A 14,516-nucleotide genomic window follows, 5' to 3' on the forward strand; every position below is an offset into this window, starting at 1 on the left:
ACTCACTTCCTGCTAATTTCCGCTGCAATAGATGATATTAAATGGCTCTCGATGGCTAATTTCGCTTGACGCACGGCGTTCTTAACCGCCTTCACATCCGAGGAGCCGTGACATTTAACGACCAGGCCGTTTACGCCAAGAAGCGGCGCACCGCCATGTTCCTTGTAATCCATTTTGTTCCGAAGCGCTCTGAGCTTAGGCTGCACGATAGCTGCCGCGAGTTTGGATAACAGGGAGCTCGTGAACACGTCACGCATCGTTTTGAATAATGTGCCTGCCGTACCTTCCATCGCTTTGAGCATGATATTGCCGGCAAAACCGTCGCAAATCAGCACATCGCAATTACGCACCAGAACATCGCGAGCCTCGACATTGCCGATAAAATGGATCGGCGCTGTTTCCAGCAGCTCATAAGCCGCCTTTGTCAGCTCATTGCCTTTCATCGCTTCTGTCCCTACATTGAGCAGACCAACGCGAGGTTTATCCATGCCATTCATCTTGCTGCGATATAAGCTGCCCATGATGGCATATTGCAGCAGATGCTCTGGTTTGGCATCCATGTTCGCACCAAGATCGAGTGCGAGAACGCCTTTATCATCCATAGTCGGGAGCATCGTGACGAGCGCAGGGCGCTCAATGCCTTCCATCCGTCCTACTACCAGAAGTCCCGTGGTCATCAGTGCGCCGGTGTTGCCGGCTGAAAGCATCGCTTCCGCTTTGCCTTCGCGCACTAGCTGTCCCGCCATAACCATCGAAGAATTCTTCTTCCGGCGAACGGCTTTAACCGGTTCATCATCAGGACCAATTACATCCTCCGCGTGCAGAATCTCGATGTTCGAGGGCCGCTTAGAGCCAAGATGCGCTTCAATCTGAGCCGTATCCCCAACGAGAATCAAGTGTACTGCCGGCCACTCAAGTGCTGCTTCCAGCGCTCCCTGAACAATCAGAGAAGGAGCGTGGTCGCCCCCCATCGCGTCAATTGCGATCCGCACCATCCATTCCTCCTTCGATACCCGGTTCGCCTGCGCCTGCGGAACGATAGATGACAAAATGGCCTTGGAACACCAATTCGTCAGCTACGTACGAGCAAACCTCAACCTTTGCTTTGCTGCGGCCGCCGGAACGAACGTAAGCTTTGGCGATGCATTTCTCACCAAGCTTCACGGATCGTACGAATCTAATGTCAGCTGTTGCCGTTAAAGCAATTTCATCGTTAATCACCGCTACCGCGAGTGAGTTCGCTTGTGCAAAGACATGATGACCGCGTGCGATGCCGGTTCTTGAAAATACATGCTCTTCCTTAATTTCAAAAATAGAAATACCGCTGTTATCCAGCTGCAAATCCACTATATCTCCGATTACCTCATGCAGCGGCAGTGAACGGACGGCGTCATACGAACGCTCCGCCATCAGCTTCATTCTCTCCCGCAGCTCTGGTATGCCAAGCTCCAGCCGGTCAAGCCGCACCGTTTGGATGCTTACTTTCAACTGACGCGTCAGCTCCTGATCCGTGATGAACGGATTATCCTCAATAAGTCCGGTCAGCAGCTGATGCCTTTGTCTTTTCGGAAGACGTTCGATGGTCCGCACCACCTTTGCCTAATGTTCTAAGTATGTACCTCGGCTGATTATCATACACCATGTTTGAGCACACTGATTACAATCAGCTATTATAACCAGGTACTAATAGTATAGTCAAGAAAGCAGCCGAGCGCAATGTTTGACCGCCATTTTGGGCAAAAAAATAGCACCTCATCACGGGATGAAGTACTATTACTACGCTTATAACTATTGTTTGATGATCTCTCTTGATTTGTAAGTTCCGCACACTTTGCATACCCGGTGAGCCAATTTCAACTCTCCGCATTGATCGCATTTAATCATACCCGGCACCGCGAGTTTAAAGTGCGTACGACGTTTGTCACGACGTGTTTTGGATGTTCTACGTTGTGGTACTGCCATGTTTCCCACCTCCTTAACAGAATTCCATACTTCTTGGAACAAACCTGGCTAGAAAAAAATCCAGCTTTGTTCTTACTTAAACAAATCTTTCAACGCGGCTAGTCTGGGATCGATATCGTCCTTTTGGCATCCGCAATTTGTCTCATTTAAGTTGGTGCCGCATGTGTGGCAAAGTCCTTTGCAGTCCTCTGAACAAAGCGGTACGAAAGGCAAAGCGAGCATCAGCATTTCTTCAAGAAATGGCTCAAACTCAAGCTTGTCCTCCTCCACCGGAATGATTTCTTCTTCCTCAGTTCCGTTTAAAGCGGCTTTCGGCTTGAAACGCTCGTGAAATGGAACGACAACATGTTCTTTCGTCGACTCCAAACACCGCGAGCATGCAAGATCGACATCAACGGACAGTTCGCCCTCCACATGAGCAATACCGTCTTCGCCCCAAGCTGTCATGTTGACTTGCATAGGGTCTGCATGTAATACGTCTTTACGAACTTGCAGCAGCCAATCCGTATTTAAGCTAGACTGAGTGGGAACTTTCAATCCTTTGGCGATTAATTCCCGGACATAAATCTCCATACCATCACTCCAAACAAACAAAGTTTATTATATCGACTATTGAATCGTTTTGTCAACATTTTCACGCCGTGATATAGTGAAAAAATACCCTATCCCCTTTTGGAGGCTTACATTCATGCGAACCGTCGGGCTCATTGTCGAGTATAACCCATTTCATAACGGACATCACTATCATTTGCAGCAATCGCTCAAAATAACGGAAAGCGACGCCGTCATCGCCGTCATGAGCGGCCACTTCCTGCAGCGCGGCGAGCCTGCGCTGCTTAATAAATGGACGCGGACCGAGATGGCGCTGCGCGGAGGCTGCGACGTCGTCATCGAGCTGCCTGTCGCCTATTCTACGCAGGCGGCAGAATGGTTCGGCTACGGCGCGGTCGCGCTCCTGGAGGCGACAGGCGTCGTAGACGCGCTCTGCTTCGGCAGCGAGGCCGGCGAGATCGATCCGCTGCGCCGGGTTGCTCGGACGCTCGCACATGAGCCGGCGGCCTTCAGCGCGCTCATGGCGGATTGCCTGCGGACCGGCGCCAGCTATCCCGCAGCTTACAGCGAAGCTGTTCGCTTGTATATGGAAGCGGAAGGCGACGCTGAAGCGGCTGCTTTCCCGCTCGCCCAGCCGAACAACACGCTGGGGCTGCATTATTTGCTTGCGCTCGAGAGGCTTGGAAGCGCTATAGAGCCTTTCTCTCTGAAGCGCGAGAAAGCAGGCTACTCGCAGACAACCATTACGGATGCGCAAATCGCAAGCGCAACGGCGATCCGCAAGTTGACGCTCGAGGCAGTTTCCCCCGAAGGAGCCGCACCTTACGTGCCGCGTTCAACACTCGAGCTGCTGCTGCGCGATCATGCAATCGGCAGAGGGCGGGGCGGCTGGGAGCAATATAGATCACAGCTGTTTCATAAGCTTGTCAGCGAGTCGGCAGCCACGCTTGGCAGCTATCACGAAATGACCGAAGGCTTGGAATATAGGCTGAAGAAGACACTTCCCGCGCTTGATGCGCTTGCCTTCGAACCCTTGCTCGATAAACTAAAGACGAAACGCTACACGCGCACGAAATTGCAGCGCGCGCTCCTCTCCGTACTGCTCGGTCATTCGAAGGAGCTCTTGTCACCGGAGCGGCTGCGCACCGGCATTCAATACATAAGGATACTCGGATACAGCCCTCGAGGGCAAGAGCTGCTTAAGCGCATGCGCAAGACGGCTAAGCTTCCGATCTTAAACAGCGCTGCAAGGTCACAGCAAGACGCTCCCTATCTGGAGCTTGATGTTCAGGCAACTTCGGTATATGCGCTCGGCTGGCCGGATGCAAGCCCTCATGATCTCTTCCGTGACTATTACGAGAGACCGATCACAATCTAAATCTAAGACGGATTCCATGACTTTGGTCTATCCTTACGCAGACAAGCGTAAAAATGTAGTGGCTGTGTTTGTCCCAGTCCCTACATGAATCAATGGAGTGAAACCCATGACGCGATCCATCATGCTCGCATGTTTGTCGATATTGCTCGTCGCATCTATTATCCTTCGGCCGGGAGAAGCCTTTCAAGCGTCCTTGCAAGGGTTGACGGTCTGGTGGAATCTCGTCTTCCCCGGACTGCTCCCGTTCCTTACTTTACTTGAGCTGATGCTCGCCTTCGGGACGATCCACGGCTTCGGAGCACTGCTGCAGCCACTCATGCGCAAGCTGTTTCGTCTGCCGGGCGAAGCCGGCATTGCGATCGCACTGGGATGGTCCGGAGGTTTCCCCTGCGGTGCGGAGACGACAGCAGCACTGCGCCGCAGCGAAACGGTAACTGCCCAGGAAGGACAGAGACTGCTCGCGCTGACCCATATGCCAAGCCCTCTGTTCATGCTCCTCGTCGTCGGAGCCGGTTTCTTAAAACAACCGGCAATCGGAGCCGCAATTGCCGCAGCCGTCTGGGTCTCCGCACTGCTCACAGCTTTCTTACACGCTCGTTTCACCAAACATAGATCTGCTGCATCAAGCAAGCCAATTCAGCCATCAGAATCCGCATCCCTATCCACATTGCTGAAACAAGCAGCGGTCGCCATGCAGGCCGCAAGAAAACGCGATGGCCGAACCTTCGGCAAAGCGCTTGGCGATTCCGTTACCGTCTCCGTCTACAAGTTGATGGCCATAGGCGGCTTCATGATGTTCGGCGCCGTTCTCGTTAAGCTCGCGCAGCCGCTGCTGCCGCAAGGTACGCCCGCGTTCCTGCTGCCCGGGCTAATCGAAAGCCATATCGGCACGTACGCCGCGGCTTCATCTACCTTCACAGGCGGCCTGCCTTGGAACGCGGCAGCTATCGCAGCCGTACTCAGCTTCGGCGGTCTTAGCGCCCTCCTCCAAGCCGGCAGCGCCATCACCGGTACCGGTTTATCCCTGAAGCGGCTCGCCGCTACACGGCTCTTTCAGAGCCTGCTCGCGTTCATCCTAACCCTTGCAGCATGGAATCCGATGACTTCACTGCTCGGACGCGTCATCCCTTCTGCCGCTCCTGCTATGTTACAAACAGAAAAGACAGGCGCCGCCTCGAATGCCATCATCCGCGCAGGAGATTTACATTCACTGTGGCCGTATACACCTGTCCTGTTAGTCCTATTCCTCTTCATCCTGCTGGCACTCTTGATCGCTTCTATGCTCGCCGCACCTCAATCCAAGACCCATTAATCCTGATCCGCATATTTGGCAATCAGCGCTTCTCGCACCTCATCAGGCACCAGATCCTTCACGTTACCTTTAAACTTGGCAATTTCCTTCACGATGCTGGAGCTCAAATACGAATATTTGGGATTCGTCATCATAAATATCGTCTCGATTTCGCCATCAAGCTGATGATTGGTCGAAGCCATCTGCAGCTCATATTCAAAGTCCGTAACCGAACGAATGCCACGCACGATACAATCCGCATTGCGCGAGCGCATGAAATTAACGAGCAGATCACGGAAACTGTCGATCGTCACGTTCGGCAGTTCTTTGGTGATTTCGGTTAACAGCGCTTTGCGCTCCTCCACCGTAAACAGCGGATTTTTGCTGGAATTGTTCAGGACGGCAACGATCAAATGATCAAACTGCTTAGCTGCGCGTTTAATAATATCCAAATGCCCGCATGTAACGGGATCAAAGCTGCCCGGATATACGGCCACACGCTGTTTCGGCATTCCTGTTGGTGTTGTCATGCTTACGCCTCCATATGTACATTCGACTCTGCATTCTTCTCAAACCGATAAATCGTCACTGCCGTGTCGCCATACTTCGCATGTCTGATCTGTCGGAAAACATCCATCGTCTCCGGATAAACATGGTCTGCATCATGCTCGACGACGATCGTCGCGGCCGTTCCTAACAGGTCGCGTTCTGCCAGCTCATTCATTAAAGTGTCCATTTCTTTCATTCGGTAAGGCGGGTCAAGGAAAACAAGCTCGAACTTAAGCCCGCGCTTCGCCAGCGCTTTCACCGCTCGCACCGCCTCCGTACGGTAAATTTCCGCTTGTTCCGCCACCCCGGCAGCCTGTACATTCTGCTTGATAATCTCGATGCTTCCTCCATCCAAATCGACAAAAACCGCGCGTTCCATCCCTCTGCTTAACGACTCAATACCTAAACCTCCGGTGCCTGCGAAGAGATCAAGCACAAGCCCCCCATCGAAGAAAGGACCGATCATACTGAAAATCGCTTCTTTTACTTTATCGGTCGTCGGACGTGTATTCTTGCCCGGTACCGCCTTTAAGGTCCGGCCCTTTGCCGTGCCTGCAATTACTCTCAAAGCCGCTCTTTCCCCTTTCACCTTAGCCATCCTTACTGCTGCTTGTATCGTACCACAATTGGGCCGGCATATTAAAGGATTGCCTCCGGATTGTCATGTCTTCGCCCCTTCGCGTCTATATATAACCATGCAGGCGCAACACATTCCATAGGAGGGATTCCCATGAACAAAGAGCGGCAGCCCGTCACAGTCCTTCCCGTCCCCTTTCATTACGGAGCCAGCAGACCCGGTGCAAGCGGCGGTCCGGAGGCCGTCCTTCAAGCAGGATTACCCGAGAAGCTTCAGCTGCTGAATCGGAATTACTCTCTATTACCTTGGATAGAATCCGCCGAATCCGCGATCGAACGCCGGACATTGGATCGGTTACGCAACTGGGGACGCGTGCTTGCGATGAGTGAAGTTCTCGCACGATCGGTGCAATCGGCCATCGCAAACGAAACCTTCCCGCTCACTATAGGAGGAGATCATAGCATTGCAATCGGCACCATCGCCGGAATTACAGAGCATATTCAGCAGTTAGGCGTCATCTGGATTGATGCACATGCCGATATGAACACGCCGGAAACGTCTCTGACGGGCAACATTCACGGGATGGCGTTGGCCGCGAGCCTTGGACTTGGCGATCCGCGGTTTACCGATCTGCTCGGGCGATCACCTAAATTACAAGCCAAGCGTGTCGTCCTTGTCGGCGTCAGAGAACTCGACGAAGGTGAGAAGAGAAATATATACGAAAGCGGCATTACCTGCTTCACCATGCATGATATCGATCGACTCGGGATGGGGCGCGTGATGGAGAAAGCGATCGCAATCGCTTCGTATGGCTCCGAAAGCGTGCACGTCAGCTTCGACATCGACAGCGTCGATCCCGGCGAAGCCCCGGGGACGGGCACTCCCGTACGCGGCGGCCTTAATTACAGAGAAGCGCATTTGGCCATGGAGATGTTATTCGATTGCGGAATGGTAACCTCTGCCGATATCGTAGAAGTAAACCCGCTGCTGGATACGAATGGCCGCACGGCCAGACTCGCTGTCGAGCTCATCGGCTCATTGCTCGGGGAACGTATATTATAGAAGATACAAGTGAACCGAATACGCCAAAAAGGACGATTCGCATGAGATGCGAACCGTCCTTCTCATTTCATTATGCATAATGGCAGGCAGCCCATTGGTCAGGTGCAACCTCTCGGAATGCAGGCACTTCTGCAGCGCATTTCTCCGTTGCAAACGGACAGCGTGTCCGGAAATTACAGCCGCTAGGCGGGTTAACCGGACTCGGCAGCTCGCCTGTCAGGACGATACGCTCTTTGTTCTCTTCCACATCTGGATCCGGCACCGGAATCGCGGACATCAGCGCTTTGGTATACGGATGTTTCGGATTGGCATAGAGGTCTTCACTGCTTGCAAGCTCAACCATTTTACCCAAATACATAACCGCTACACGGTCACTGATATGCTTAACCATCGCAAGGTCATGCGCGATAAACAAGTATGTCAAGCCGTAGTCACGTTGCAAATCCTGCAGCAAATTAACTACTTGCGCTTGGATGGAAACGTCTAGAGCAGAGATCGGCTCATCGCAAACGATAAACTTCGGATTGAGCGCAAGTGCGCGAGCAATCCCGATCCGTTGACGCTGACCGCCGGAGAATTCATGCGGATAACGTTTCGCGTGATCCGAACGAAGGCCTACACGGTCAAGCAGACGCTCGACTTGCAGTTTTCTTTCTTTAGCGCTGCCAGCCAAACCGTGAATATCAAGCGGCTCGGCAATCAGATTTTCAACTTTCCAGCGTGGGTTCAGCGAAGCATATGGATCTTGGAAGACCATTTGCATTTCGCGTCTGAGCGCCTTCAGCTTGGAGCCTTTAGCTGTCATAATGTCTTGACCTTGGAACTTCACAGCTCCTGCAGTCGGTTCGTATAGACGAAGAAGGGTACGTCCCGCTGTTGATTTACCGCAGCCGGATTCTCCCACCATGCCAAGCGTTTCGCCTTTGCGGATACCAAATGAGATATCATTAACCGCTTTGACCGTCTTGCCGTTGCCAATATCGAAGTGCTTCATCAAATGATCGACTTCGATCAACATTTCATTGTTTGATTTCATGCACTTTCTCCCCCTTTGAGGGCCGCGTCATGCAACCAGCACTTAGCTGCTTGCGTTTCGCTGATTGTGTAAGCAGCAGGATCGTTGTCTACACAGATCCGCATCGCTTCATCACAACGCGCGCAGAACGCGCAACCAGTCGGCGGCGATGACATATCCGGCGGTGTTCCGACAATCGGAATAAGCGGCTCATTCTTATCGTGATCCAGTCGAGGAAGGGAACGAAGCAGCCCTCTCGTGTATGGATGCTGTGGATTTTTGAAAATTTCTTGCTTCGTGCCGGTTTCGACAACTTTACCCGCATACATAACAACAACACGGTCACACATGTCGGCAACGATACCAAGGTCATGCGTAATCAGGATGATCGATGTACCGGTTTTTTGCTGCAAATCCTTCATCAACGTCATGATCTGCGCTTGAATCGTTACATCGAGCGCTGTCGTCGGCTCATCCGCAATAAGCAATCTCGGGTTACAAGCAAGTGCGATTGCGATCATAACGCGCTGACGCATACCGCCTGAGAACTGATGCGGGAACTGCTTAACGCGTTCGCCCGCATTCGGAATACCAACCAAATTCAGCAATTCTACTGCACGGCCGGTTGCATCCGATGCACTCATTTTCTGATGTTTGATGAGTACTTCCGTAATTTGGCGACCTACTGTAAGGGTAGGATTAAGCGAAGTCATCGGATCCTGGAAGATCATGCCGATCTCCTTGCCGCGAATGGACTCCATCTCTTTCTCGCTTTTGCTTAGTAGATCTTCGCCCATAAATTCAATGGAACCCTTCTTGTACACACCAGGAGGTGTAGGGATCAGACGAAGAATAGATTGAGCGGTAACGCTCTTGCCGCTGCCGGACTCGCCGACGATCGCAACAGACTCTCCGGGGTTGATCTCCAAATCGACCCCGCGAACAGCCTGAACCTCTCCACCGCGCACGTGAAACGAGATATGCAAATCAGAAATACTTAGAATCGGATTACTCATAAGCTCACTCCCTGCGCTGTTATTTTTTCATTTTCGGATCAAACGCATCTTGAAGACCGTCACCGAAAATGTTGAAGGCAAGCATTGTAATACTCAACAAGGATGCAGGAATCAGCATCAGCCATGGGTACAGTGTCCAAGAGGACATCGCTTCGCCAATCAATGTACCAAGCGAAGCTGCCGGCGATTGAACGCCTAGACCCAAGAAGCTTAGGAATGCTTCTGCAAATATAGCGGACGGTACCGACAACGTAACGGTAACGATGATCGGACCGAGTGTGTTCGGAATCAAATGGCGGAACAAAATGCGGGAACCGCTGGCGCCCATCGATTGTGCTGCAAGCACATATTCATGGTTCTTCAGCTGCAGGATCTGACCGCGAACGATCCACGACATCGTAATCCAACCGGTGATGGATAATGCGATAATGATGGTCGAAAGACCTGAGCCCATTACGACGGACAGCAAGATAACGACAAGCAGATGCGGAATCGCATAAAGCACTTCAGCAAGCTTGTTCATTGCATCGCCGACACGTTTGCTTGCAAAGCCCATAACGCCGCCATAAGCAACACCGATTACAAGGTCGATAAAAGCAGCCGTAAAACCAACAAGAAGCGAGATACGAACGCCCATCCATGTTCTCGTGAAGAGATCACGGCCAAGGTTATCTGTTCCGAACCAGTGCTTGCCCGATGGCGAAGCATAGGTATTCTTCAAATCGTTCGTAGATGAATCATAAGGCGAAAACATCGGACAAACAACTGCCAAAATTATCATGACGATCAGGACATACATCCCTGTCATCGCCCATTTGTTCTTCTGAAGACGTGCCCAGTTCTCTTGGAACGTGGAACGGCTTGGAGCTGTAATCACTTCAGCTTCCGTATGTCTTTGGGTCAATTTCTCGAATGGCGCTTTGGCAATCTGCTCTTCCAGGTGCAGTTCTTTCAGACGCGTACTCATTTTTTAACGACACCTCCGCTGACTTTGATACGCGGATCGACAAGAATGTAAGCCACATCTGTCAAGAAGCGTGCTGCCATAAGAATTACGGCGTAGAAAATCGTAATACCCATAATGAGCGTGTAGTCACGGTTAGTGATACTGTCCACGAAGTGAGCACCCAAACCCGGAAGACCATAAATTTGTTCAACTACGACGGAACCTGTAATGATGTTCGCTGTCATTGGACCCAAATAGGTAACAACAGGCAAAATACCGTTACGAAGTCCGTGCTGCCACAGAATAGCTGACGGCGTCAACCCTTTTGCCTTAGCAGTACGAATATAGTCCGAGGTCAGTACCTCGAGCATTGTTGAACGCGTTAGTCTCGCGATGAATGCAATAGGGAGTGTCGACAAGGTGATAACAGGAAGCACGTAATCAAGCGGGCTTTCCAACCCTGCAACATTGAATATCGGCACCTTAACGGCAAGGTAATATTGAATCATGGCACCGATAACGAAGTTTGGCACTGAAATACCGATAACGGCAATGAACATCGCCAGGTTATCAATCAATTTCTTATGTCTTAGCGCTGCCATCATACCGAGGTAAATCCCGACAATTACCGAAACAACTACTGCAATCAAACCAATTTTAAGCGAAGTACCGAAGGAATCCGTAATAATACTCGATACAGTACGGTTCTGACTTCTCATGGATTCACCAAGATTAAGTTGGAACAAGTTTTTCATGTAAATCGCGTATTGCGTGCCAATCGGTTTATCCAAGCCGTAATGCGCCATAATTTGCGCTTTAATCTCCGGCGGAATTGCTTTTTCCTGTGTAAAAGGGTCCCCTGGGACAGCCTTCATCAAGAAAAAGGTTGCGGTGGCTAGAATTAGCAACGAAATCACAATATTAACGAACTTACCACCTAAATACCGAGCCATCCCAAGCCCCCCTCAATCAAAGAGAAGGGATATATATGGGGAACCCACATATATCCCTATACCCCTTAGTATTTTCTTGCTGCTATTATTTTTCGATCGAGATACGAGTGTAGTCAACGTTACCGCTGTAATCTACAACTGCATTCTTCACGTACGATTTAACCAATTGTGCAGAGGAGTAGTAGTAAAGCGGCATAAGAGCTTGATTGTCGCCAATCAGCAATTTCTCTGCTTTAGCCATTGCGTCTACACGTTTTTGTTGATCGTTCGTGCTGTAAGCTTCTTTAACCAGTGCATCGTACTCTGGGCTCTTGAAGCCGATATCGTTGTTACCGCCTTTGGATGTGAACATGTCGATGAAAGTCATCGGGTCATTGTAGTCAGCACCCCAACCAGCGCGTGCAACATCATAGTTCAAGCTTTGACGGTTTTTCAAGAATACTTTCCACTCTTGAAGATCCAGTTTAACTGTGATGCCAAGGTTTGTTTTCCACATGTCAGCGATTGCCTCAGCAACGTTCTTGTGAAGGCCTTCGTTGAAGGAAAGCGAGAATTCAGGCATCGAAGTCATGCCTTCTTCAGCCAAACCTTCAGCAAGCAATTTCTTAGCTTCTGTTACGTCTTCTTTGAAGTAGTCGTCTTTCACTTCTGCACGGTATTCGCCGTTCACGCCGTGGATACCAGTGGAAACGAAACCGTAAGCAGGTACTTGACCGGCTTTAGTTACGTTGTCAACGATTGCTTGACGGTCTACAGCCATAGCAAGTGCTTTACGCACTTTCGCGTTGTTGAAAGGTTTCTTCGTGTTGTTGAAGTTGTAGTAGTATGTGCTTGCGATACCTTTTACAGACAATTCTTTGTTGTTTTCTTTGCGGAACTTGTCAAGCTGTTCCGGCGGGATGCTGCCTGTCGGAGCGCCTGCCCAGTCAAGTTGACCTGTTTTGTACATGTTCAGCTCGGTGTTAGCGTCTTTAACCATCGAGAATTTAACGCTGGACAATTTGATTTCGTCTTTAGCCCAGTAGTTCTCGTTAGGTACAAGCTCAATGGAATCGCCGTGTTTCCACGATGCCAATTTGAAAGGACCATTGCTGATGTAGTCTTTGGACTCAGCAGCCCAGTTAGCATTTTCTTTCGCCGATTTGTGAACCGGGAAGGAAGTGAAGAATGCTGTGATATTCAAGAAGTAAGGAGTTGGGTTTTCCAACTGTACTTCAAGTGTTTTATCATCGAGGGCTTTAACGCCGACTTGTGCCGGATCAGCGATGTGATCTGGGTTGTCAGTCTCGATGTTATAGTTTTGTGCATTTTTGATGTAATAGAGCTGGTAAGCATATGGAGCCGGTGGGTTTAGCTTAGGATCCAAAGTACGTTTCCAGGAGTATTCGAAGTCGCCAGCAGTAACAGGGTCACCATTGGACCATTTCGCATCGTCGCGAAGGTGGAACGTGAATTTCTTACCGTCTTCAGAGATGTCCCATTTCTCAGCTACGCCTGGAACGATATTACCTTTGTCGTCCATACGTGTCAGACCCTCGAAGAGTCCGCTCAGCACAGTGAAGGATACTTGATCCTGTGCTTGTGCAACATCGAGACTAGGCGGCTCGGATGTAAGGTTCATCCGGAACGTTTGATCGCTACCCGATCCGCTTTTCCCGCAGGCAGACAATACGCCTGTTAGAACGAGCATGAGTGAAACTAGAACTAGCATTTTCTTTTTCATTCTTAGAACCCGCCTCCATGTTGATAAATGTAATTTTTTAAACCCAGAGCCAATAATACAACGATTTTAAACATTTGTAAAACACATTTTGAACAGTTGTAAAGATTTACTATCTTTTCGTGTCATATAAGTTAACAAGAACGTGACTGGTAGCGTATTCAGCCCTTGTGCTTACTAGCTTTTACGAACTTATTGTGCCACAAAATAAGACGACCACCACAGGCCAAATTTTACCTGTGATGGTCGTCTTATTTATTTGGGTTTCGGGATTACTTCGCGTTTGTCGAACCGTTTGTCGCAGCATTGCCCGTAGTTGGTTCTTGCGCTGCATCCTTAGCAGCTGCATCTTTGATCGTGTTCGTAATTTTGGATTTGCTCTTCAGATCTTCGAGCCAAGTCGGCGACAGTTCCTGTACCTTCTGCGCTATCAATTGCTCTTTAATATCGGCTTTCTTCTCATCAAGCGTTGCCGCTTTCGCAGCTTTATGATCGGTTGCTTTGATGATATGGAAGCCGTACTGCGTTTTAATAGGTGCGCTGATTTCGTCTTTCTTCAGCTTGAATGCCGCTTCTTCAAATGCCGGATCCATAGCGCCTTTGCCGAAGAAACCAAGGTCGCCGCCTTGCTCTTTGCTGCCTGGATCAGTGGACTTTTCTTTGGCCAACGTTGCAAAATCCGCGCCTTCTTTAAGCTGTTTCTCGATTGCATCCGCTTCTTCTTGGGTTGCTACAAGAATATGCGAAGCCTTCACTTGTTCCGGCTCATCGAATTGCGCTTTATTCTCTTCGAAATATTTTTTAACATCCTCGTCCGTTACTTTCGCCTGCGGCTCCAGAATTTTGCGGATACGAAGCTGCATTGGTGTTTGTTTCTTCAAATCGTCGAGCGTCATGCCTGCTTGCTGCAGCGCCCCCTCGAATTCCGCTTCGGATGGGAAACGTTTCTTGATGCTGTCGATTTCTTTCGTCACTTCAGCATCGCCAACCACGATGCCCGCTTTATCTGCTTCTTGCTTAATAAGCTCGTCCTGGATCATGTTGTCAAGCGTTTGCTCGCCGCCAACCTTCGCCATCTCGTCATACAATTGATCCTTCGTGATCGCCACGCCGTTAACGGAGCCCACTGTATCGCTGCTGCCGCCGCCAAATGGCATTTTCACAATGGTGAAGATCAGAATAACAGCTAGTCCGATCGAAATGTACATCCATGCCTTGCCGCTATTCGTTGCTGCAGGAGCTGCTGCCTCTGATACAGGGTGAACAACTGCAGGTTGTACCTTGTCACTCTCTGTCGATTCGTTGTGTTCAACAGCTGAAACCTCAGCCGTTTCATTCGAGGACATATCCTCTTTCGTTTCGTTCGTTTCTTGCGTTACTGCCTCAAGCTCATTGTCATTCAAATTTTTCTCTTTATCTTTCTCGTTCAACTTGAAAACTCCCTTCCGGCATTTGCAATCAGTTTTAACATTACTGTGACACTATATCATGTATA

The 14,516-nt window shown here is 50.1% G+C and carries 15 protein-coding genes; 3 read left to right on the forward strand and 12 right to left on the reverse strand.

The annotated features are described in order from the left end of the window. Nucleotides 1-2: 2 nt before the first annotated feature. From plsX to BLW29_RS04620, 4 genes are all read right to left on the reverse strand, one after another. Nucleotides 3-992, reverse strand: a complete 990-nt coding sequence (gene plsX / locus BLW29_RS04605) for a phosphate acyltransferase PlsX (protein ID WP_090977130.1) — start codon at nt 990-992, stop codon at nt 3-5. Next, on the reverse strand, nt 976-1,593 hold the full coding sequence (fapR, locus tag BLW29_RS04610) for a transcription factor FapR (RefSeq protein ID WP_090976605.1): 618 nt from the start codon (nt 1,591-1,593) through the stop codon (nt 976-978). The genes plsX and fapR overlap by 17 nt, the downstream gene beginning before the upstream one ends. Nucleotides 1,594-1,788: 195 nt before the next feature. Continuing rightward, nucleotides 1,789-1,962 (reverse strand): 50S ribosomal protein L32, encoded by a 174-nt coding sequence (rpmF, locus tag BLW29_RS04615; RefSeq protein WP_090976607.1) that lies wholly within the window; start codon nt 1,960-1,962, stop codon nt 1,789-1,791. Nucleotides 1,963-2,034: 72 nt separating this feature from the next. After that, nucleotides 2,035-2,535, reverse strand: a complete 501-nt coding sequence (locus tag BLW29_RS04620; protein ID WP_090976609.1) for a YceD family protein — start codon at nt 2,533-2,535, stop codon at nt 2,035-2,037. 115 nt (nt 2,536-2,650) lie between these two features. On the opposite strand from BLW29_RS04620, the gene BLW29_RS04625 reads away from it, so the two are divergent. Next, nucleotides 2,651-3,892, forward strand: a complete 1,242-nt coding sequence (locus tag BLW29_RS04625; RefSeq protein ID WP_090976611.1) for a nucleotidyltransferase — start codon at nt 2,651-2,653, stop codon at nt 3,890-3,892. A 106-nt stretch (nt 3,893-3,998) separates the two neighbouring features. Continuing rightward, nucleotides 3,999-5,204, forward strand: a complete 1,206-nt coding sequence (locus BLW29_RS04630) for a nucleoside recognition domain-containing protein (protein WP_090976613.1) — start codon at nt 3,999-4,001, stop codon at nt 5,202-5,204. On the opposite strand, the gene coaD is transcribed toward BLW29_RS04630, so the two are convergent. Both coaD and rsmD read right to left on the reverse strand, forming a co-directional pair. After that, entirely contained in the window at nt 5,201-5,713 is a 513-nt protein-coding gene (gene coaD / locus BLW29_RS04635; RefSeq protein WP_256208333.1) for a pantetheine-phosphate adenylyltransferase, read from the reverse strand. The genes BLW29_RS04630 and coaD overlap by 4 nt on opposite strands. 2 nt (nt 5,714-5,715) lie before the next feature. Beyond that, complete coding sequence (gene rsmD, locus BLW29_RS04640) at nt 5,716-6,300, reverse strand: 16S rRNA (guanine(966)-N(2))-methyltransferase RsmD (RefSeq protein WP_090977134.1); 585 nt, start codon at nt 6,298-6,300, stop codon at nt 5,716-5,718. Between the two features lie 162 nt (nt 6,301-6,462). Here rsmD and rocF point away from each other — a divergent pair, with 162 nt between their 5' ends. Continuing rightward, nucleotides 6,463-7,371, forward strand: coding sequence for an arginase (rocF, locus tag BLW29_RS04645; RefSeq protein ID WP_090976615.1), 909 nt, complete (start codon nt 6,463-6,465; stop codon nt 7,369-7,371). A 70-nt stretch (nt 7,372-7,441) separates the two neighbouring features. On the opposite strand, the gene BLW29_RS04650 is transcribed toward rocF, so the two are convergent. The 6 genes from BLW29_RS04650 to BLW29_RS04675 form a co-directional block, all read right to left on the reverse strand. Continuing rightward, nucleotides 7,442-8,407, reverse strand: coding sequence for an ABC transporter ATP-binding protein (locus BLW29_RS04650; RefSeq protein ID WP_177186484.1), 966 nt, complete (start codon nt 8,405-8,407; stop codon nt 7,442-7,444). Continuing rightward, nucleotides 8,404-9,402: an ABC transporter ATP-binding protein gene (locus BLW29_RS04655; RefSeq protein WP_090976617.1), complete on the reverse strand. Its 999-nt coding sequence runs from the start codon at nt 9,400-9,402 to the stop codon at nt 8,404-8,406. Before BLW29_RS04655 ends, BLW29_RS04650 begins: the two co-directional genes overlap by 4 nt. A gap of 19 nt (nt 9,403-9,421) precedes the next feature. Continuing rightward, the gene (locus BLW29_RS04660; RefSeq protein ID WP_090976619.1) at nt 9,422-10,369 is read right to left on the reverse strand and encodes an ABC transporter permease; all 948 of its coding nucleotides are present in this window, start codon (nt 10,367-10,369) and stop codon (nt 9,422-9,424) included. Next, entirely contained in the window at nt 10,366-11,301 is a 936-nt protein-coding gene (locus BLW29_RS04665) for an ABC transporter permease (protein ID WP_090976621.1), read from the reverse strand. Before BLW29_RS04665 ends, BLW29_RS04660 begins: the two co-directional genes overlap by 4 nt. 85 nt (nt 11,302-11,386) lie before the next feature. Next, the gene (locus tag BLW29_RS04670) at nt 11,387-13,024 is read right to left on the reverse strand and encodes a peptide ABC transporter substrate-binding protein (RefSeq protein WP_090976623.1); all 1,638 of its coding nucleotides are present in this window, start codon (nt 13,022-13,024) and stop codon (nt 11,387-11,389) included. Between the two features lie 269 nt (nt 13,025-13,293). Further along, nucleotides 13,294-14,451 carry a peptidylprolyl isomerase gene (locus BLW29_RS04675; protein WP_256208334.1) on the reverse strand — a complete coding sequence of 386 codons (1,158 nt, stop codon included), beginning with the start codon at nt 14,449-14,451 and terminating at the stop codon, nt 13,294-13,296. Between the last annotated feature and the right edge of the window lie 65 nt (nt 14,452-14,516).

The sequence above is a fragment of the Paenibacillus sp. CF384 genome (assembly GCF_900106745.1).
Taxonomy (GTDB): domain Bacteria; phylum Bacillota; class Bacilli; order Paenibacillales; family Paenibacillaceae; genus Paenibacillus_Z.

What these genes read in the sequence shown, in the direction of transcription:
- rpmF (WP_090976607.1), bottom strand. Translation starts at nt 1,962, where the DNA reads ATGGCAGTACCACAACGTAGAACATCCAAAACACGTCGTGACAAACGT.
- BLW29_RS04620 (WP_090976609.1), bottom strand. Translation starts at nt 2,535, where the DNA reads ATGGAGATTTATGTCCGGGAATTAATCGCCAAAGGATTGAAAGTTCCC.
- BLW29_RS04625 (WP_090976611.1), top strand. Translation starts at nt 2,651, where the DNA reads ATGCGAACCGTCGGGCTCATTGTCGAGTATAACCCATTTCATAACGGA.
- BLW29_RS04630 (WP_090976613.1), top strand. Translation starts at nt 3,999, where the DNA reads ATGACGCGATCCATCATGCTCGCATGTTTGTCGATATTGCTCGTCGCA.
- coaD (WP_256208333.1), bottom strand. Translation starts at nt 5,713, where the DNA reads ATGACAACACCAACAGGAATGCCGAAACAGCGTGTGGCCGTATATCCG.
- rocF (WP_090976615.1), top strand. Translation starts at nt 6,463, where the DNA reads ATGAACAAAGAGCGGCAGCCCGTCACAGTCCTTCCCGTCCCCTTTCAT.
- BLW29_RS04650 (WP_177186484.1), bottom strand. Translation starts at nt 8,407, where the DNA reads ATGAAATCAAACAATGAAATGTTGATCGAAGTCGATCATTTGATGAAG.
- BLW29_RS04655 (WP_090976617.1), bottom strand. Translation starts at nt 9,402, where the DNA reads ATGAGTAATCCGATTCTAAGTATTTCTGATTTGCATATCTCGTTTCAC.
- BLW29_RS04660 (WP_090976619.1), bottom strand. Translation starts at nt 10,369, where the DNA reads ATGAGTACGCGTCTGAAAGAACTGCACCTGGAAGAGCAGATTGCCAAA.
- BLW29_RS04665 (WP_090976621.1), bottom strand. Translation starts at nt 11,301, where the DNA reads ATGGCTCGGTATTTAGGTGGTAAGTTCGTTAATATTGTGATTTCGTTG.
- BLW29_RS04670 (WP_090976623.1), bottom strand. Translation starts at nt 13,024, where the DNA reads ATGAAAAAGAAAATGCTAGTTCTAGTTTCACTCATGCTCGTTCTAACA.